At 56.6% G+C, this 20118-nt stretch carries 17 protein-coding genes and 1 pseudogene; 2 read left to right on the plus strand and 16 right to left on the minus strand.

Translation table 11 applies throughout. The annotated features are described in order from the left end of the window. Window position 1: 1 nt before the first annotated feature. From NQZ67_RS02445 to NQZ67_RS02470, 6 genes are all read right to left on the minus strand, one after another. Window positions 2–1210 (minus strand): VWA domain-containing protein, encoded by a 1209-nt coding sequence (locus NQZ67_RS02445; protein WP_257442437.1) that lies wholly within the window; start codon window positions 1208–1210, stop codon window positions 2–4. A 3-nt stretch (window positions 1211–1213) separates the two neighbouring features. Then, on the minus strand, window positions 1214–3586 hold the full coding sequence (locus NQZ67_RS02450) for a DUF5682 family protein (RefSeq protein ID WP_257442438.1): 2373 nt from the start codon (window positions 3584–3586) through the stop codon (window positions 1214–1216). Further along, complete coding sequence (locus tag NQZ67_RS02455; protein WP_257442440.1) at window positions 3544–4635, minus strand: ATP-binding protein; 1092 nt, start codon at window positions 4633–4635, stop codon at window positions 3544–3546. Before NQZ67_RS02455 ends, NQZ67_RS02450 begins: the two co-directional genes overlap by 43 nt. Beyond that, window positions 4611–6413 carry a HEAT repeat domain-containing protein gene (locus NQZ67_RS02460; protein WP_257442442.1) on the minus strand — a complete coding sequence of 601 codons (1803 nt, stop codon included), beginning with the start codon at window positions 6411–6413 and terminating at the stop codon, window positions 4611–4613. Before NQZ67_RS02460 ends, NQZ67_RS02455 begins: the two co-directional genes overlap by 25 nt. A 32-nt stretch (window positions 6414–6445) precedes the next feature. Then, window positions 6446–7882 (minus strand): SWIM zinc finger family protein, encoded by a 1437-nt coding sequence (locus NQZ67_RS02465; RefSeq protein ID WP_257442443.1) that lies wholly within the window; start codon window positions 7880–7882, stop codon window positions 6446–6448. 206 nt (window positions 7883–8088) lie between these two features. Further along, window positions 8089–8898 carry a phytanoyl-CoA dioxygenase family protein gene (locus tag NQZ67_RS02470; RefSeq protein WP_257442444.1) on the minus strand — a complete coding sequence of 270 codons (810 nt, stop codon included), beginning with the start codon at window positions 8896–8898 and terminating at the stop codon, window positions 8089–8091. Between the two features lie 167 nt (window positions 8899–9065). Here NQZ67_RS02470 and NQZ67_RS02475 point away from each other — a divergent pair, with 167 nt between their 5' ends. Then, window positions 9066–9875, plus strand: coding sequence for a helix-turn-helix domain-containing protein (locus tag NQZ67_RS02475; protein ID WP_257442446.1), 810 nt, complete (start codon window positions 9066–9068; stop codon window positions 9873–9875). 94 nt (window positions 9876–9969) lie between these two features. On the opposite strand, the gene metE is transcribed toward NQZ67_RS02475, so the two are convergent. From metE to NQZ67_RS02520, 9 genes and pseudogenes are all read right to left on the minus strand, one after another. After that, window positions 9970–12261: a 5-methyltetrahydropteroyltriglutamate--homocysteine S-methyltransferase gene (metE, locus tag NQZ67_RS02480; protein WP_257442447.1), complete on the minus strand. Its 2292-nt coding sequence runs from the start codon at window positions 12259–12261 to the stop codon at window positions 9970–9972. A gap of 107 nt (window positions 12262–12368) precedes the next feature. Beyond that, the gene (locus NQZ67_RS02485; RefSeq protein ID WP_257442448.1) at window positions 12369–13274 is read right to left on the minus strand and encodes a LysR family transcriptional regulator; all 906 of its coding nucleotides are present in this window, start codon (window positions 13272–13274) and stop codon (window positions 12369–12371) included. Between the two features lie 15 nt (window positions 13275–13289). Next, a complete protein-coding gene (locus NQZ67_RS02490) occupies window positions 13290–13874 on the minus strand; it encodes a rhomboid family intramembrane serine protease (protein WP_257442449.1) in 585 nt (194 codons plus the stop codon). 112 nt (window positions 13875–13986) lie between these two features. Then, window positions 13987–15045, minus strand: a complete 1059-nt coding sequence (gene spoIIP / locus NQZ67_RS02495) for a stage II sporulation protein P (RefSeq protein ID WP_257442450.1) — start codon at window positions 15043–15045, stop codon at window positions 13987–13989. Between the two features lie 147 nt (window positions 15046–15192). Next, on the minus strand, window positions 15193–15633 hold the full coding sequence (locus NQZ67_RS02500) for a hypothetical protein (protein ID WP_257442451.1): 441 nt from the start codon (window positions 15631–15633) through the stop codon (window positions 15193–15195). A 57-nt stretch (window positions 15634–15690) separates the two neighbouring features. Further along, window positions 15691–15822, minus strand: a pseudogene (locus NQZ67_RS02505) (polyketide cyclase); the annotation flags it as partial. 33 nt (window positions 15823–15855) lie between these two features. After that, window positions 15856–16326, minus strand: coding sequence for a GNAT family N-acetyltransferase (locus tag NQZ67_RS02510; protein WP_257442454.1), 471 nt, complete (start codon window positions 16324–16326; stop codon window positions 15856–15858). 16 nt (window positions 16327–16342) lie between these two features. After that, window positions 16343–17593, minus strand: coding sequence for an MFS transporter (locus NQZ67_RS02515; protein WP_257443342.1), 1251 nt, complete (start codon window positions 17591–17593; stop codon window positions 16343–16345). A gap of 210 nt (window positions 17594–17803) precedes the next feature. After that, window positions 17804–18187 (minus strand): hypothetical protein, encoded by a 384-nt coding sequence (locus tag NQZ67_RS02520; protein ID WP_257442456.1) that lies wholly within the window; start codon window positions 18185–18187, stop codon window positions 17804–17806. Between the two features lie 285 nt (window positions 18188–18472). Between NQZ67_RS02520 and NQZ67_RS02525 the strand changes: the two genes are divergently transcribed. Next, window positions 18473–19768, plus strand: a complete 1296-nt coding sequence (locus NQZ67_RS02525; RefSeq protein ID WP_257442457.1) for an MFS transporter — start codon at window positions 18473–18475, stop codon at window positions 19766–19768. Between the two features lie 63 nt (window positions 19769–19831). On the opposite strand, the gene NQZ67_RS02530 is transcribed toward NQZ67_RS02525, so the two are convergent. Then, window positions 19832–20050, minus strand: a complete 219-nt coding sequence (locus NQZ67_RS02530; RefSeq protein WP_257442458.1) for a hypothetical protein — start codon at window positions 20048–20050, stop codon at window positions 19832–19834. Window positions 20051–20118 lie beyond the last annotated feature (68 nt).

Raw genomic sequence — 20118 nt, forward strand, 5'->3', positions numbered from 1 at the left:
TTTATGGATGGCTGCTCGCTTGAACGCGTCCGGCAAGCGCGCCAAGGTCGATTCCTTTGAGCGCTCCTTCGATTAACTCCGGGAGCTTGCCGGGCGAACAGCCGAAGCAAGGAATGCCGTATCCGGACAGCTTCTTCGCGACAGCTTCGTCGTAGGACGGGACGCCATCATCCGACAAAGCGAGCAGCGCGATCACCTTCACTCCCGCCTGATGCATCTCCGTCAGCCTGCGGATCATCTCCGTCCGATTTCCTCCTTCGTACAGGTCGGAAACCAGTATGAAGATCGTTTTTTTCGGCTCCGTAACAAAAGGCTCGCAATACTTGATCGACTTGTTAATGTCGGTGCCGCCGCCAAGCTGAATGCCGAACAGCATGTCGACGGGATCGTTCGCGCATTGCTCGCTCAAATCGACGACCTCGGTATCGAAAGCGACGACCCGCGTGCTCAAGGCGGGCATGCTGGCGAAGATGGATCCGATGATGGACGCGTAGATGACGGAGCCCGCCATCGAGCCGCTTTGATCGATATCGAGGATGATCGTCCATTCCTTGCTTTTGCGGGCGCGGTCGAAAAAATACACCTTCTCCGGTATGAGCAGCTTTCGCTCCTGGTCGTAATGCCTAAGGTTTTTGCGAATCGTCGTATTCCAGTCGAGCCCGGACAGATTCGGCAGCGGCGAATGCCGCCGCTTGTTCAGAGCGCCGGTCACCGCCCGACGCAAATCCTGCTCCATTCTTCTCATGATGTCATCAACGACGGTTTTCACCAGCTGTCTGGCCGTTTCCTTCGTGCGCTCCGGAATTTTGCCCTTCAGCGACATCAGCGTCGCAACCATCTGGATGTCCGGCTTCACCTGGGCAAGCAGCTCGGGCTCGAACAGCAGCTGGTTCAGGCCTTTGCGTTCGATCGCATCCGCTTGAATGACCGAGACGACGTCGGGAGGAAAAAACGAGCGGATGTCGCCCAGCCACTTCGCGAGCTTCGGCGACGAAGAGCCAAGCCCCGCGGAACGGGCTTTGCCCGCGCCGGAATCGGCTTGCCCGCCGCCTTCCGTCGTCTCGTCGTAAATCGCCGCCAGCGCTTCGTCCAGAAGCCGCGATTCCTCGTCGAGCAAGCGACCCGTCCCAAGCTCTTGAAGCTTGCTCTCCGAAGCCGCTCCGAGGATAAGCCGCCATCGCCTCAATTGTTCTTGATTCGCGGCTGTCATAGGCTACAAATCTCCAAAGTCGAATTCGTTAAGTTCATCGAGCTTCTCCTTTTCTTCTTCGCTCAGCGGCTCTTGCAGCGCGATGGCGGCATCCTCGGCCGATACGCCCCAGAATCCCCCCATCATCTCGGCGACGGCCGCCTTCTCCCTCGGCTCGAACGCCCCGAAAGCCCGGCGCAGGAACACGAGCGACCGCTGGAACGCTTCGGGCGTGAGCGTGGCGATATAATCGTCCAGCTGCTTCCAGAGGAAGCTTCGCGACAATAGCGCGTACCGGTTCCGCTGGGCCAGCCCTTCGAACCATCCTGCGCCCAGATCGGCCGGAATGCCGAGCGACAGCCGTCTTGCCACTTCGCGGGAGCACTGCTCCTCCGAAATCTCGTTCTTCTCCAGCAGAATAGCGAACGCAAGCCCCGACAGCTTCGCGTTGCGGTCGTCGCGGAAGGCCAGCTCTTCGAGCTTGGCGCGCCACAGCCCGGCATCAACCGTATCGTAATGCTCCGAAGCCGTTCCCTGCATGATCTGAATGGCAGAGGCCATGGCCGCCGCCGCGTCGTCGTTGCATCCGGAGGCATCCAGGAGCAAGAGCGAACCGCGAAGGAACAGCTGCTGAAGCAGCGGAAGCAGCGGCGCCGTATCCAGCCTCCGGATCGATCCGTATTGCGCCAATACGGACAGCTCGTGCACGGCCGCGGCGATTTGTTCGAAATTGCCGGCATCGACCGCCAGCTGCTGCAGGACGGAGCGCGCGTCTTCCATCAGCTTATGGAGAGAGCAGTCGCATGCGATCCGGATGAGCCGGGACGCCTCCGCCAGATCGGCGCAGCCTTCCAGCTTCTCGCCCAGCGCGAATGCGGCGGCCAGCTCGACCGTCTCTCCCTTCAGCGTCGACTCGACCGTCTGAATTTCGGATTCCGGCGTCCATTGCAGATCCCAGCGCTCCGCCCAAGTCGCGGATTGCTGCCCTGCCCGCTGCCGCTTCGCGAAGCCGATGCCCAGCAGCTCAAGCCGATGCAGGAGTACGGAACGGTTCAAGTCGAGGAACGCGGCCTCCTCGGACTGCACTCTGCGATTCTCCCGCAGATCGAGCTCAAGCGTCTCGGCGACGGCCGTCTTATATTTCGTCAGCTTCAGCCGTTTCAGCTCCCGATTCAGATCGTCCTGAACCGGCGTCTGGCTGACCCCCTCCGGCAAGCTGCCGATCGCGGTACCGATGTCCGTCCGGGCAAGCGCTTCCGCAATGACGGAACGTTCGCCGAAGCCCAGACAGACGACCGCGGCATCCTGCAAGTCCCGCCATGTCGGCTGACTGCCGTCATGAAGCGCGGCGAGCGCTTCGGCGAGGCGGACTCCCTCGATGACCGAAGCGGTCGAGCGGAATGTCCCCTGCGCTCTCAGATGCTCCGCGATGCGGGACAAATAGTAGGCAGGCAGCTTGGCCGCGTCTCCCCGCTTCATGCAATCCCATAGCAGCTCATAATAAGCAGGCGCCTGATTACCTGCTCCGTATCCGGAACGAGTGGATAACTTATAGTAAGAATAAGGCATGAGCGTAAGCTTCGTCGATACTTTCGGCAGAGAGGAAATCTCCTTATCGCCGATCGGCGGCAGGCGGAGATCCATCGCGGAAGTATGATGCGCTCCCGTCACGACGACGATCCGATCCGGCTCGTGGCCGGCGTCGATCGCATCCTGAATTCTACGCCGCATGTAGGATTCGCGCACTTCGTTATACGCCGCTTCTTCGGGGCTGTGCTCCCATTCCATCGCTTCCGTCCGGCTTCGCATCAGCTCCGAATAACGGGCTACGGCTTTGCGGTAGGCGTCCTTCCGTCCGTTATGCTCGAACTGCCGCTCCCAGAACGATTCAAAGTCCGATTCGCCGGCCAGCTTGACGACGTCTTCGAACAATCGGCTCTGTTCGGCACGGAAGGCGCCGCGCGAATCCGGATCTTCCGGTCCGCCGTCTGGCCGCTTCATAATCGGGACGCCTCTCCGGCGGTCGTACAAGGCCAAGGAGACCTCGGTCGGCAGGTCGATGAAGCGGGCTTCCGCCCCGTTGCTCGCCGCCCAGACGAAGGCTTGGTACTCCGGCGAATATTCGGCGTACGGATAGAGGAGCGTGCGAACGGGGAGATGGTCCGTATACGCCAGTATCGCTATCGGCGGGACGACGCCTCTGGCCGTCAGCTGGCCGATTAAGCCGCAGGCGTCCGCAGGACCTTCTATGAGCACCGCCGTTGGGTTGATGTCATCGAGAAAGGCCAACAAGTGATGAGCGCCTGCGGGCGACAAATGCCGAATGCCGAACACATGAAACGGCCGGCCGCCGGTTACTGGTTCATCTCCGAGCATGCGTGGTACAAGTTTCTCCATGTCGCTCCCCGCTTCTTCATGACATTGTCGAGATATTCCTTCCATACGATTCGGTCCTTCTCGTCGTCCTTCACGATAGCGCCTTGCAAGCCCGCCGCGATGTCTTCTTCGGTGATGTCGCCGTTGCCAAAGCTGCCCGCAAGCGCCATGCTGCCGGTTAGCAGAGAGATCGCTTCCGCGGTGGAGATGACGCCGCTTGGCCCTTTCACCTTCTCCTTGCCGTCCAGCGTCGCGCCGCTGCGAAGCTCGCGGAAGATCGTCACCACTTTCCTCACGGCTTCATCATCCGGAAGCGCCGCCTTCAATTCGTAGCTTCCCGAAATTTCGGCGACTCGCTTGCGCACGATTTCGATTTCGGTTTCGATGTCGGACGGCGCGGGCAGCACGATAATGTTGAACCGCCGCTTGAGCGCCGCGGACATCTCGTTCACTCCGCGGTCGCGCGTATTGGCCGTCGCGATGACGGAGAACCCTCGCGTTGCCGACACCTCGCGGCCCAGCTCGGGAATCGAGATCGTCTTCTCCGACAGGATCGAGATGAGCGCGTCCTGCACTTCGGAGGCGCAGCGCGAAATCTCCTCGAACCTGGCGATTCCTCCCGTCTCCATGGCGCGGAAGACCGGACTCTTGATCAAGGCCGCGTCCGACGGGCCTTGCGCGAGCAGCATCGCGTAATTCCAGGAATACCGGATATGCTCCTCGCTGGTTCCGGCCGTGCCTTGGATGACTTTGGAGGAATCGCCGTGAATCGCGGCGGTCAAATTCTCGGACAGCCACGACTTGGCGGTGCCCGGCTCGCCGATCAGCAGCAGCGCGCGATCCGTCAGCAGCGTGGCGATCGCCATTTCGACAAGCCTTTTATTGCCGATATACTTAGGCGTGATCGCAGTGCCGCCAGCCTGCCCTCCGGTCAGAAACGTAAGAACGGCCTTGGGCGACAGCTGCCAGCCGGCCGGCCTCGATTCCTTGTCGGTTTCCTTAAGCGCCTGCAATTCCGCTTCGTACAGCTTCTCCGCCGGCAGCCTCAACGCATTTTGCTTTTGATCCATTCTCTTATCCCCGTTCCTTTCTCTTCGGCTTGCTCCGCCGCTTCGTCCTTGCCGGCCACTACGTCGGCCGCTCTCTGCACCTGCTCCTTGACGCTCTCGTAGGTAAGCGTCTCCGCAAAAGCCCGCAATCTCGGTTCATAGGATTTGGGCAGCAGCGTCAGGAGGGCCGCTCGCGTCTCGTCCAAATAATAGAGATGCCTCTGTCCCCCGTCCTCCAGCAAGCTCATAAGCAGCTCCGGCGCTTCCTTGCTGCCGATCCTGAACAACGCGATTAGCGACTGAACCGTGTTGTAATGGGAGAACCTTGCTTTATTCCGGCATTTGCCGATTAAATACGCCTCGATCTCGGAATCCGGGCCGCTCGCGGTCAGACAGACGAGCTCCTGCTCGTCGAGCTTCGCGAATAAGCGCGCCCATCGCGGATCCCATTCCGCCCCCGGCTCCCTTCCGCCAAGCAGCTCGGTTAGATCGTCGGGGGAGAGTACGTTGAGCGTTCTCCGCAGCTCTTTGGCTCCGGCCTGTCTGCCGTCCTGAAGCATCGGCGCATATCGCTCGTAAAGCTCGGACGCGGACATCACGCGGGCTGCCGCTTGGAAGCTGGTGCCGATGAACCTCCGTTTGTAAGGTTCGTCTAAAGTAACCGCGAAGGCGTCCGCCTCGGGCAGACGCAAGTCCAGCAGCAAGTCCGCCGCCGTCTCTTGGACCGGCTCGGTCATATGGCGAACGGCCTGCTGGGAGGAGAACAAGCTCTTAAGCAGCTCGAGCACGCCGGGATGCCGTTTCCCCGTCAAGCTGTGCAAATAAGCCTGGAGCTGCGCGGACAGCTTCTCGGCTTCGTTCGCCGCGCATGCCGAGAGGCGGCGAAGCAGCTGATCCGCTTCGTCGATGACTGTCTTCGCGAGCTCATCCGAGCGGCATTCGCGGACAGGGATGACCGCGATATCGCGATCCTTCCCGAACAGCGCCTGCTTGAGACGATCCAGCGCCTTATCCGTTGCCAGGGCGGACAAAGCGGTATAAGCCGCCGCGCGAATGTCCTTCTTCTTGTCGTCGGCCTGCTCGAGAAGGAATTCTTCTTGGGATTCGTACCGGCCCAGCAGCATGATTGCCGTGGATCGAACGTCTGTCGATCCTTCCGTTGCCGCTTGAACGAGCAAGTCCTGCGCTGATTCCTCCAGCAGATCGTGTATCAGCTCCAGCCTGCGGGCATCGCCTTTGCCTCCCTGCAGATCAAGCTGCTTCCGCAATTCGTGGAGGGCTTGCATCCCATACTTGGGCAGTACCTTGCGCTGCAGAAGCTCGGGAATTTCGGAATAGGAATCGCTAAGAGCGCCGACCGCGGCCGGCAGCACTCGGAAATCCGCGAACAAGCCCTGCCCGTCGGCTTGCTGCAGCTGCTCCAGCCGTCCTTGTCCCTTCTGCGTCAGGGCCGCAAGCACCGGCTGAAGCTTCCGGTACGGCACGGAGGTATGCGGCATGAATGAAGTGCCTGCCAGAGGCATAAGCTCTTCCTTCGTATCCGTCTTCCCTTGCGTATACAGAACGGATTGAAGCAACGCCCCGAGCTCCATCAGCGCGTTCGCGGCCTGAGCCGGCTCCGCTTGCAGCAGCTTCTGAACCGACTGCCCGATGCGCTGGAAGACCGGCGAGGATTCCCCTAGCTTCTCCAATCGGGGCAGCAGGCTGCCGAGCCTTATGTCGCCGGCGGCAAGTCCGCACCCGGCGATGAATATGCGTCTGACCTCGCCGCGTAGTTCATACAGAATGTCTATGCTCATGCCCTCGTCTCCTCATCCATAATCCATTGCTATTAGTACATCAGCCGAATAAGCGATTGGCCGGTCACGATGCTTAGAGGCTGGGCGGCCAGCCTTCCTTGCTCCATGTCGTGCTCGAACATGAGCAGCATCGCTTGATCCTTCAGCCAGCCCTCGTTCAGCATCGGCAGCAAGCCTGTCGTAGGGTGGGCAAGATGCCGGATATCGGCCAGCGCGAGCCGATTGCCTGCTTCGTCGACGATGGCGAACTGATCATTCTGCTGCAGGATTGCCGTGTATCGCAAGAGAAGTACCGGATGCTTATCCGATAACGGATTTTTGATCTGGTTTTTCACCTGCTTGACGGCTTCGGGAATGGAAGCTTTGGCCCGACCGCGGATAAGCTCGTAGTCAGAGTCTTGAGGCTGCCTGGCTACGGCTTCTTCCCAGCGGATTCTAGCGTTCATATCGCCAGGGTACCGGACCGGATCGCTCGCCAGTACCACTTCGTATACCGAATCGTCTTCGCGTATGTATTTGGCCGCGCGGAAAGGCCGGTAGGTTCGGGTCGTATAGATGCTGCCGCTCTTAAGCTCCATCCAGTAGCCTTCGTCCACGTATTCGCCTCGGGCTTCGTCCGCGTAAGAACGGAAGGCCAATTGAAGCAGCCCGGTCTCTCCCAGCGAGAGGCCGTTCTCTCTAAGCTCCGCCATCTGCCAGGCATGGCCGATCCTCTCTTCCAGGGTCGTCTCCAAATCCAAAGGTGTATCAGGATTCTCGGCCCTCTTCCCGAGATGCTCCCTGCCCCGTTTGAGAAGGACGTGAAGCGTCAGCATCTTCTCCATGGCGAGAGAATATCGTTCTTCCTTGCCCATGTCCGAACGGAGGGGGAATAACAGCTCCTTCATGGCTATCTGGATTCCGGGAATGTAATAATTGCCGAGCTCCTTCGCTTGATCTTCGAGCAACTGAAGCGATTTCGGGTCCAGACTGCCGAGTCCCGAATGCGCGATATGACGGATAAGCTTCTCCGCGATCTCGATGCCCTCCAGCTGCGCCGCCGCTTTCTTGACGAGAGCCGATTTGTTCGTCTTCCGTTTGGCCGGCGAACCGCTTCCCCCCGCGGCCGTCTCCTTCTTCTTCTCCTCGCGCTTCTCCGCCTTGTCCCTCTTCTCCTGCAAATCCGGCGGGATCGGCGCCGTCTGGAACGTTCGCCCGTCCGCGTAAGCGTACAGCAGTCCCAGAATATGCTTGCAAGGGAATTGCCGGCTTGGGCAAGAGCACCGGAACACCGGACTTGCAGGGTTCGCGAAGTCCACCGAGCAGCGGTAAGGCTCCTTGCCGCTTCCTTTGCATTCGCCGAAGATAACCGCGCCATCCTCGGAGACGCACAGCAAGGGGAAGCTGTTCTTCTTCATCAGGTCCCGGCCGTTCTTGATGGCGCCTGCGTTCAGCGCCAGGCCGTCCACATAAGCTTCGGTTACATTCATCGCCTTAGTCCCTCTCATCGATAGTATGGGTCTAGATCACAACTATTCGGACGAACGGCCAAACATGACTACATGCTTCGTCTTCCGCCGTTCCGCCATAACCTTCTATGTACAAGATTACCACATGATGGCACTTGCGGGTCCAAAAAAATAACCGGAGAAGCAAGCGCGGGCGCTTGCTTCTCCGGTTATGGCAGTCGATTTCATTAATGCGGGTAAGCGTTGTCGAACGTGACGCCGCAAGGGCCGCCGTCGCCGTTCAGCTCCAAGTCGATGCTCTCCCCGTTCGCGCGGAATAACGGTCTATAGAAGCCGGAAATTTTCGAGGCCGATTCGTTCGCGTAATGGCAGATGAAGGAACGCCGGAACTGGTCTTTGGTTTTGTTCCGGTACGATCCGTGTATCAGGTTGCCGTTAAAGAAGAGACAGTCCCCTCTCTTCATAATGACGGGCATCGCCTTCTTATCCTTCGGCGGCTTGACGAAATGGGTCGTGAACGATTCCTTCGCGTCTGCAAGCTCCGGGCAGACGATTTCTTCATCCTGCGTATTCGGTACGACCAGCAGGCTGCCGTTCTCTTCATGGGCCGGATCGATCGCCGTCCATGCCGCGATGCAGTTGCCCGGCTCGACCTTCAGATAGAAATTGTCCTGGTGGAGCGCCTGGCCCCGGGAGCCCGGCGGCTTGTAGTAGAACATGCTTTGCGCCGCCAGCGCTTCCTCGCCGTAGAGATCGGCCAGCACTTCCATGACGGGCTGGTGCAGCATGTACTTCATGGCCGTATTATTGAAGCGATGCGGATGCATAACGCGCGGATACCGGCTGAGCGGATCGGAATCTCCCCCGTCCAGCTTCGGCTCGAAATACCCCGGGATCGTCTGGTGGCTGATTTCTTCGAACGTGTCTTCGATTTCCCGTATTTCCTCTTCGCGGAACAACCCTTCCACGATCAAATAACCTTGCTCTTCGAATTGCTTTTTCTGTTCGCTTGTCAAATAACGCAGCGCAGCCGTCATTTCGTTCATCCCCTTCGCGTTTGTCTTCACAGGTTCAGTATAAAGCGGCGCGCGGGAGCGATGAAGTAACAATGAAGCTGATTTATCATACAATCCTGCTGCGCCTCTTCTCCACCGCTAAGGTCTATGATAGATTAAACGTATACCTATCGCATGGAGGGACACACATGAAAGAGAACGAATCGCCTGCGGACAGCATTCAGCCGGACAGCGGCTTCGTGCTCGCCGGTCACTTCCGCGAGAATGACTCCTATTCCACAAGCAGACCTGCCGGCATGAAGGATTGGCTGATCGCGTATACGATCGACGGCGAGGGCTATTTCGAAGTGCCGAACGAACGACATGCCTGCAAGTCCCATGATATTGTCATTCTACGCACGGGCACGCCGCATCGGTACGGAACGGCGGAAGGCGGGCACTGGCATTTCTTCTGGGCGCATTTCGACGATGCGATGATCCCGAGACAATGGCTCCCGGACTCGCCTCTTTTTCTCCTATCCATCGACAATGAATCCGTTCGCAAACGAATTCATCGTGCGTTTATGAAAATATTGTCCGATTCCAGAGAACGAGGGGATTATTGGAACGAGCTTTGCGTACAATCATTGACCGAAATGATGATCCTTCTGACGAGAAGACGGCAGAGCCGCATGGACGGACGCGTCGAGGAGACGCTTCACCTGCTCTCCAGACAGATGCGCGAGCCCGTCCGGATCGAGCGGATCGCCAGAGCCGTCGGTCTTTCCCCTTCACGCTTGTCTCATCTGTTCAAAGAAAATACAGGCTTGTCCATCGTCGACACGGTGAATCGGATGCGTATCCGCCAAGCCGCGCTGCTGCTCGAGCATACAGAGCGGGGCTCCTCGGAGATCGCTTTCGATGTCGGGTTCCACAATTACAATCATTTCATTAACCAATTCCACAAGTGGCAGGGCATGAGCCCGACATCGTATCGGAAGTCGAAACGCGGTCGATGACTCCGATCGTCCCGGCGCAAAATTCGACGAACGAAAGAAAAACAGGCGCAAGCCGCCTGTTTTTCCGTTTCTTGGACATCGCCCAGCTGGGCTCTTATACATAAACCGCGTGCTTGGAACGCGCGAGCTTCGTCGCTTCGACCATGTTGCGCAGAGCCGCGACGGTCTCTTCCGTTCCTCGCGTCTTCAGTCCGCAATCCGGATTAATCCAGAACAGCTTCGGATCGAGCACGCGCAAGGCGCGGTCGATCATGGCCGTCATCTCTTCCACCTGCGGCACGCGAGGGCTGTGAATGTCGTAGACGCCAAGCCCGATGCCAAGGCGATACGTATTCTCCTCGAAGCTGTGGATGAGCTCGCCGTGGCTGCGGGACGTTTCGATCGAGATAACGTCCGCGTCCATCGCTTCGATCGAATCGATCATGTCGTGGAATTCGCAGTAGCACATATGGGTATGAATTTGCGTCGTATCCTGTACCGTACAGGTTGTCAGGCGGAATGCCTTGACCGCCCAATCGAGGTAAGCGGCTTGGTCTTCCTTCTTCAGCGGCAGCCCTTCGCGCACGGCCGGCTCGTCAACCTGGATCAAGCCGATGCCGGCTTTCTCGAGCGCCTCTACCTCTTGCCTCAGCGCGTACGCCAGCTGATAAGCAATCTGCTCGCGCGGAATGTCGTCCCGGACGAACGACCAATTCATGATCGTGACCGGTCCTGTTAGCATGCCCTTCACCGGACGGTTCGTCTTCGATTGGGCGTATGCCGTCTCCACCGTCGTCATCGGTTGATCGAACGCGACGTCGCCGTAAATAATCGGCGGCTTCACGCAGCGGGAGCCGTACGATTGCACCCATCCGAAGCTTGTGAAAGCGAAGCCTTCCAGCTTCTCGCCGAAAAACTCAACCATGTCCGTCCGCTCGAATTCGCCGTGAACGAGAACGTCAATTCCGATGTCCTCCTGCAGGCCGACCCACGTATCGATCTGCTCCCGGATGAACGACGCGTACTGTTCCTCGCTCCATTCTCCCTTCCGCCACAGCTGTCTGGCCTTGCGAACCTCGGCCGACTGCGGGAAGCTTCCGATCGTCGTCGTCGGAAGAAGCGGCAGCCGCCATTTCTCCTGCTGGGCTTCGTAACGCTTCGCGAAAGGCTGCTGTCTGGCCGGCTCTTGCGCGAGAATCGCCGCTACGGCTTTCTGCACATCGCCGCGATTTCGATCGCGGGACTGTCCCAGCGCCTGAAGCGCTTGCTCGGCCTGATCCAGCTGCTCTTTCACGGCTGCCTCGCCTTCATTAACCGCTTTGGCCAGCAGCACCAGCTCGTCCAGCTTTTCGTCCGCGAACGCAAGCGCGTCTCTCAGCTCCGGCAGCAGACGATCTTCGACGCTTGCCGTCACCGGCACATGCAGCAGACTGCAGGAGGATTGAATAATGAGGCGATCGGCGGATACGTAGGTCTGCAATTCATTTAATAACGTTAACCTTTCGCGCAAGGAAGCCTTCCAGATGCCTCGGCCATCAATAACGCCGGCGCCGAGCACCTTGTCCTGCGGGAAGCCATGCTCTCTCAATGCTTTCATGCTGCCTTCGAGACCGTGCACGAAGTCCAGGCCGATTCCTTGAACCGGAAGCTTCACGAGCTCGCCGTAATGCTCCGCCGATTCGAAGTAGGTTTGCAGCAGGATGTTCAAGCTCGGAGCTGCGGCGACTAGCTTCTCGTAGACGGCATGCAGCCGGCCGAGCTCGTCGGCGCTTAATCCGTTCACAAGGATAGGCTCGTCGATCTGAACCCACTTCACGCCTTCCGCCTCAAGCTCAACAAGGATCTGGACGTACAGCGGCAGCAGCCGGTCCAGCCAAGCCCCAGCCTCGTCCGCTTTGTAGCCCTTGGACAGCTTGACGAACGTCAGCGGCCCGATCAGTACCGGTCTGCCTTCGATGCCCAGAGCTTCCTTCGCTTCGCGGTACGCCTGCAGCGGCTTGTTCTCGGTCAAAGCCGGCTCTCCGCCGTCCAGCTCCGGAACGATATAGTGATAGTTCGTGTTGAACCACTTCGTCATCTCGCTGGCCGTCGCTTCTTTCGTGCCGCGCGCGATTCCATAATACAGCGGTAAGGAGACGGGGCCGCCATCATAAGCGAACCGCTTCGGCACGAGGCCGAACATCGTGGCCGTATCCAGCACTTGATCATAATAGCTGAAGTCGTTCACCGGGATAATATCGATCCCCTTCGCTTGCTGCTTGCGCAAATGCTGAAGTCTAAGCTCGCGAAGCCGGGATTCGAACGTCCCTTCCTCCAGCTTGCCAGACCAGAACTCCTCCAAAGCTTTTTTCCACTCCCGATTCGCGCCAATGCGCGGATATCCCAGCACGCTGCTCTTCGTCGTCATCTTGCAACACTCCCAATCGATTTGTTACAAGAAAGATAACATGATCCGGCCGGATGGAAGTAACTGTATAAAACTATATCCCGCTATAGCCAAAAGCTATATCGGACCTATGATTGCATAGTAGCTTCCTTAAGCGCTTCGATATAAGCCGTTCCGAGCAGCGACAGCGTCATGTTGCGATGGGAGATCCAGCCGACGTGCATGCTCTCGTCGATGGCCAGCGGCACGGGAATAATTTCATTGCCATTCAGATCGGAGCTCAGCACGCCCGTCGAGATGGTATAACCGTTCAGTCCGATCAGCAAGTTGAACAGCGTGGCGCGATCGTTGACTTGAATACTCTTCTTGTGCGTTAGCGTGCTTAATATTTCCTCCGAGAAATGAAAGGAGTTGTACTCCCCCTGATCAAAGCTGAGACAAGGGAAATCCTGCAGATCCTCGATCGTGACGACGGCTTGCTTGGCTAAGGGATTATGAATGCTGATGAACACATGGGGCTTCGCCGTAAACAATCTCGTGAACTGCAGATTCGCCGATTTCAGCAGCTTATTAATGACTTTCTCGTTGAATTCGTTCAGATAGAGGATGCCGATCTCGCTCCGCATCGTCCTCACGTCTTCGATAATTTCATAGGTTTTGGTCTCTCGCAGCATCAGCTCGTATTCGTCGTGCCCGTATTGGCGGACGAGCTGGACGAAGGCGTTCACCGCGAACGCGTAGTGCTGGGTCGATACCGAGAAATGCTGCTTGGACGGCTTCGCGTTCAAATAGCGGCTCTCCAGCAGCTCGGCCTGCTCCACGACCTGACGGGCGTAGCTCAGAAACTCCACGCCCTCTTTGGACAGCGTAATGCCTTTGTTCGTACGCTCGAAAATCGAAATGCCCAGCTCTTCCTCCAGATCTTTAATGGCATTAGATAAACTGGGCTGCGATATAAATAACCGTTTGGCCGCCTCGTTGATCGAGCCGCGGTTCGCGACCTCGATCACGTATTTCAGTTGCTGCAGGGTCACATGCCTCACTCCTTTCTATCTTCTGTACAGCATCGTGACGAGGAATCCGCCGATAAACCCGCCTAGATGCGCGTACAGATCGACGTTAGGCGTAATAATCGAGTAGATGACGCCGACGGCGAAGATGGTTAGAAACGTTTTGCGAATCGTATGGCCAACGGCGCTCTTGCGGAATAACGTCAAAGCAATATAAGAAGCATAGACGCCATAGATCGCTCCGGACGCGCCAGCCCCCACATAGGGATCCTGATGCAGGTATAAGCTGACTACGTTGCCTATCAGCCCGGAAGCCAGGTACAAGAGAAGGAAACGCCACTTGCCGAACAACGTTTCGAGCGGGGCCGCGAATATATATAAAGCGAACCCGTTCATCAGCAGATGCATAAACCCGATATGCAGGAACATCGCGCTGACGAAGTCCCATGGCTCCAGAAACCCCGGTTCATTGGTGACCGCGCCGAATTGGAGCAGCGTCAGGACGCTCTTGGAGGAGCCTGTCACCTCCATGGCGACGAATAGCGCGATGTTTATCGCCAGCAGTAGGCTCACGACGGGATAATGTCGGACATACTCTTTCAAGCTTTCGTTTCGCTGAAACATGCACATCTTCCTTCCTGTATGACTAGATGAGGGTGGACTGACGAAAAAAAAGGTCCATACCCGGTAATCGGGTATGGACCTAGTATACTAGGAGTTTCGGCCTTATCCAAACTTAGCTTTCTTCCGCGATGAGGATGGCCATCACCTCGGCGAGCGCGTCAGCCGTCCGGTTCAGCTCCTCGAAGGAGTTGTCGACTCCGCCGACCTCGACCACCAGGCTGTTCGGAGACAAGCTCTGGTTAAACTCGGCGTTGCCCGTTCCCGGACCTTTGTTCAGCACGCCCCGCGATATGCCCGGATATTTCTCGTTCAACAGCTTGTCCAGACGGAGGGCGAGCTTTTCGTTTTCCTTCCAGTTTTTGTTTTTTTGCCCGATAACGAACATCACTTTGGCATAGTTTTTGCCTTTGATGCCCACGGTTGTTTTTTTCCACTTTTGCGAATCCCGGTGTAGGTCCAGGAAGTAGTCGACGCTTTCCGTATTGGCCATCACTTCCGCGACGGTGGTTTTGGAGTATTTGTAGGAATACGAATAGTGGAAGCCCTTCACCGTCGTCGGATAATCCGTTTTCGAATGAATGGTCCCGATGCCCCGCTTCGTGAGCTGCTCCGACAGCCTTTTCCCTACGTTTGTAATATTTTTGGTCGAGGAGCTGGCGTCCTTCGCCCCTTTCTTAAGCTCGGGGAAAAACGATTCTCGGTTATGCGTGTGATAGACCAGCACTTTCGGCTCCGGCTTCGTTTCGGGCTTGGTCTCGACCTTGGTCTCCGCCTTCTCCTCGTTCTTTGGCGGCTCCGAATGTGCAGGCTTATTCGATTCCTCGGCAGCCTGTCGCTCATCGACGGACGGCGTTTCTTCAGGCTTGTCAGGCTTGTCCGATTGCTCCAGCTCCGTGCTTATGACGGAGCGATTCGGCAAACCTTCTATCTGCGCCGCGGATGAAGCCTTCTGCTGCTGAAGGAAGATAGGCAGCTCCGTGGCGGCGTTTGGAGTTGGCTCAGGGTTATTTAATCCCATTAACGATTGTGCGGCAGGGTGGTCGGAGTTAAGCAACGTGATCGATATGAACAGCATCGCGGACGCCAGGCAGATCAGAACAAAAGCTTTCCCTGACGACAAAGCCCATCTGGCTTTTAAACTGAATGATGATTTCCGATTGATTCGATGCATAGTAACCTCCTAAACTGCGAAACTTTGAGAGATTCCTATACTTATGTGCGCCGGACAAGCTTTAGAATGGGAGGAAGGCCCCAAACACCGAACCCGCACAAAAAAACAGCCCCGGAATGTCCCATGACCCGAGGCTGTTTGATCCTTCTATTTCGCGGCAATGCCGCTTTTGATCAGCGCGACCTTATGATCTTGAATTTCGCTCTCCACAAGAGCGGCACCCTGCTCGTTCACTTCATAGGTCCAACTGCTGACGACCTCCCGGTCGCTTATCGTTACATTCCAATCCTTGACAAGCTTGACGACAAAATGATTTTGCTCGGTCCGCGTTACTGCCGTCGTCCACTCCACGTTCAGCGCCATTCCAAGCTTTCCGCCTGCCTCATCTACGAATTTCGTTGTCCCGGGAATCAAAGGAAAATGATCGGAGTCGTTGTTTCTTGCCTCGATCACCGTTCGAATCGCCTCGTTTTCGGTCAGCGGCGGCCTCGAAGGTTCACCAGCCGATTGTTCCGATGTGCCGCAGCCGGCGAGCACTACGAGAAGGCAGCTTAACCAGCTCCACGCGAAGTGTCTGATCTTGTTCATTAGGTATCACCTCTACCTAACTATGACGACGAAAACAAAGGTCAAGTTGCAGCTGCATTAAGATTGCGCCACGTGAGCGTATGGCGCCTTGTCCGCGACGAGATTCAGACGAATGTTATGCTCCAGGAACGCCTTGCAGCCGCACAGAACCATCGTGTACCCGCCTATGGAATCGATCGCTATGCTCACATTTCCCATACGAACAACCTTCCTTCTTATGATTTAGAGCTCTCTCAAATACCAAGCGTCGCAAGCGAAATGCTCCGATCCGTCAAGCGGCTCATCCAACGGCTTGAATCCGTTCTTCTCATAGAACCTGCCCGCCGCTATCATGTTCGACAGCGTTTCGAGATAACAGAGCTTATAATGCATCTTGGCAAAGGCCAAAGCCTTCTCCAGAAGCTCCCGCGCGATACCCGTTCCTCTGGCCCGGGGGAGCAAATACATTTTCTGCAGCTCGCAGACCTCGCCGTTGTCCCCGAACTCCGCGATTCCGCAACCGCCGACAATCTCCCCGTTCTGAAGCGCGACCCAATAAGCCCTGCCCTCACGGCCGTAATAACCGTAAAGGTTGCTCATGCTGTCGTCCGCCCAAGCAAGCCCTTCTCTATTACCTCCGAACTCGATCAAGCATTCTCTAATAACCTTCTCGATGGCCGCGTTATCGGCCTCTTCCAATACTCTAATAAACAACTGCGTTCCCTCCAAGTTAGCTGTGTTTCTTCGACCAGATGACAACGGGAATGAGCAGCAGCGACAACAAACCTCCGGCAAGCGACAACGTCGCGTAGCTTGTATAGGCCGCGACGACGCCGGACAAAGCCCCGCTGGACGCGCCGGCAAGCGCGACAAACACGTCAATGCTTCCCTGCGTCTTGGCCCTCTCCGCTTGCGTCGTCGAATCTACGATGAGCGCGGTGCCGCTAATTAGGCCTAGATTCCAGCCTAGCCCAAGCAAAGCCAACGCGATAATAAGCGATAGCATCGAATTCGCCGGTCCAAATGCGGCAAGCAAGCCAGCCGCAAGCAAGATCGCGCCGGATGCGCTTGCCATAACCAGTCTGCCCAGCTTGTCGATCAGCCTGCCCGTCACAAGCGAATGCAGGAACATCGCACCGACGTGGATGCCGATCACGAGGCCGACTTCGCTTAATCCATGTCCGTGATGCCGCATATGTACGGGGGTCATCGTCATGATTGCCACCATGACGAGCTGGGTCAACACCATAATCGAAGCCCCGAGGATAATCCCCTTCCTCGAGGTTTGGATAAGAGGCCGAGTCGTTCCGGGGTTCTGCCGCGCCGCTTCCCGGTCGGCTTCGGCCAGGGCCTTCGCCACGATAAGCGGATCGGGTCTTAGCCATATGAACAGAACGGATCCCGCGAGCAGGAAAGCGACTCCCGCAAGCAAGAACGGTCCCGCCAGTGGCGGAACGTTCACGGATGCCGCGAAACGCCCCATCACGTCCACCAGGTTGGGACCGGCTACCGCACCAAACGTTGTCGACACTAGCGCGATGCTTACGGCTGTCGCCCGTTGATTAGGCAGCGCTAAATCCGTTCCCGCATATCGTGCGATTAAGTTGGAAGCCGTTCCGGAGCCATAAATAAATAATGATAAGAACAGAAGAACAACATTGTCCAGAACCGCAGCGGTTACGATCCCGGCTGCGCCGAGCGCTCCCGCGAAGAAGCCGCCCGCCAGGCCGTTCCGCCTTCCGTGCCTGCCTGACATGCGGCCGACGAGCAGCGACGCGATGGCCGATCCGAGCGTAAGCAGCGCCGTCGGGATCCCGGCGTACCGGTCCGTGCCGAGCATATCCTGCGCGAGCAAAGCCCCTACCGTAATGCCGGCCGCTAGTCCCGCTCCTCCGAACAGCTGCGAGAAGACCACCGTCCATAATGTCCGGCGATATAACCGCTCCCTATGCTCCGGCCCATAGACGGCAAGCCCGTTCATGGAAGACTTCCTCCGCTGCGCCGCCAAAGGTTCGATTTGGCTCTCCATATGCCTCTCCCACCTTTCTTTTATGGTTAATCGCTATCGATCTCTATGATGGATAATCGTTATCGTAAGCCTGCCATAACGCAATGTCAATACCGCGCTTTTCAAATAAAATGCAAAAAAAGAACCGCTCGCGCGGTTCTGCAGTCGGATAAGGTGAAATCATTAGATCAGTGCGCCTTCATCTTCTAGAATGCGTGCGGCTTCCTCCGCATATTCGTCCTTCACGATGACCGTGAGCAAGATATTGCGTCCCGTCACCCTGTTGTCCGGTCCCCCGGAGCTAAGGCCGCTTGCGCTGACGCTGGCCGCCGCCAGAACGCTTGCATTATGCTCGAAATCGCCGCCCAAGGTCAAATACCCAAGGCCCGGAAAATTGCCGGTAAGCGGATTGCTTGTTTCCACATTCCCGTCTCCCGGATAACCGTCAATTGTATTTATCGAGCTGGCAACGACGTTTTGCGGGTCCAGCTTCTTCATTGCCTGATCGGCTTGATCGGGACGATGGAAGAAAGCCAAGATGTTTGTTTCATATTCATGTTCTGCCATTCTCTAGGATCCCTCGCTTATAGAACGCCCTCATTATTTGTTGTTCTTCTTGGATTCCGCCACTTCGGAATCTTTGTTATTGCCAGGGTTGCCTTTGCGTTTCACGGTTCCTCTTGCCATCTTAATCCCTCCTTGCTAATCCGTCGTTCAACCTCATTCTGTCCATGCGAATCGGCCAATATGTATGAGGACGCATCCGATAATCGTCATGCATACAGGCATCCCCGATTATCCATCCTAATGAGATCGAACCGGACTCCATGGATAAGAGGTGCTACTCGGCTTATGCAGAAAACGAAGTCCCGAAAACTGAACATCTCCTTTGAAAGCGAAATGGAATTTCGCGAAATCGCTGCTGCCAAAGGAAAGGATTCCAAATCCTCTAAAGGATCAAAAGGTCATCTCCTGGAATTTATCGCGATTGCAACGATTCCGATGGTTCTCGTCTTCGGCAATTCAATGCTTGTTCCGGTACTCCCCGAGATGCAGAAAGCGCTCGAAATATCGAAATTTCAAAGCAGCTTGATCATCTCGATCTTCTCCCTTGCCGCCGGCCTCTTCATCCCGGTTATCGGGTACTTATCCGACCAGCTCGGCCGAAAGGCGATCATTATTCCCGCTCTTATCATTTACGGCGGCGCCGGCGTGCTCGCGGGGATTGGAGCGATATGGAACTCGTATACGATCATTATCATCTCAAGGGCCATTCAAGGCATGGCAGCGGCAGGCACCGCCCCAATCGCCATGGCGCTTGTCGGCGATTTGTACGACGGCGGCACGGAGAGCAAGGCGCTAGGTCTTACGGAAGCGTCGAACGGCGCAGGCAAAGTATTAAGCCCGATCATCGGTTCGCTGCTGGCTTTGATTGTCTGGTATGCTTCGTTTTTTGCATTCCCTGTATTTTGCGCATTGTCTCTGGTTGCCGTCCTGTTCCTCATCAAGGAGCCGAAGCATGACCACAAGCAGAAGCTCGGCAAATATTTGAAAAAAATCGGCCAGATTTTTAAGGAGAAGGGACGCTGGCTGATCACCTCCTTCTTCGCCGGCTCGCTGGGATTGTTTATATTGTTCGGCGTGCTCTTCTATTTATCCAATATATTGGAGAAGGAGCCCTACAACATTGACGGCGTCAAAAAAGGCTTAATCCTTTCGATCCCGCTGCTGGGCATGGTTATTACTTCCTTCACAACCGGCAGCTTGATTAAGAAGAACGGAAAGCTCATCCGCCTTCTGATGAATATCGGGCTGCTCGCCATGACCGTAACGCTTGGGGCCACGATTTTTTTCTTTCAAAACATTTACGTGTTTATCGGCCTGCTTACGCTTAGCAGTATCGGGACGGGGCTGCTCCTTCCGTGCTTGAACACGATGATTACCGGCGCCGTCAAAAAAAGCGAACGAGGCATGATTACTTCTCTCTACAATTGCCTGCGCTTCTTAGGCGTCGCGTTCGGACCGCCGCTCTTCGGTTGGATGATGGACAAGTCGGATCGGCTTGTCTTCATCTCGGTATCCTCGCTGGCGCTTCTCACGCTCGCGCTTGTATTCTTCCTTATCAAACCGCCGGCTCAAGTCGGTTAAGCCAAAAAGGCGAAAGGCGCGTTCCCGAGAAAGCTCTCGTTAACGCGCCTTTGCTTGGCTAGGCTAGAAGCGTGCGCCGAATTGCTTCAGATCATCGATAAACGCCTGCGAGCATGTCTGCTCCTCTTGCGACTCGTCCTCTTCGCTCTCTTCCAAACGCTGCTCGAATTGCGACAAGATCGCGGTTGAGACGTATTCCGCGTTCACTCCGTGATGCTTGATGATGGCAAAAAGCTGGTCTAAGCTGTGATGGTTTTCGATGATTTCCGATAGCCGGCTCATGGTGCACCCCTTCCTTTTTGATCATCACTTATTGTTTGTCGGGCGAGTTGCTGCTATTCCCGTTTCCT

This window comes from Paenibacillus soyae (assembly GCF_024623455.1).
Classification (GTDB): Bacteria; Bacillota; Bacilli; order Paenibacillales; family Paenibacillaceae; genus Pristimantibacillus; species Pristimantibacillus soyae.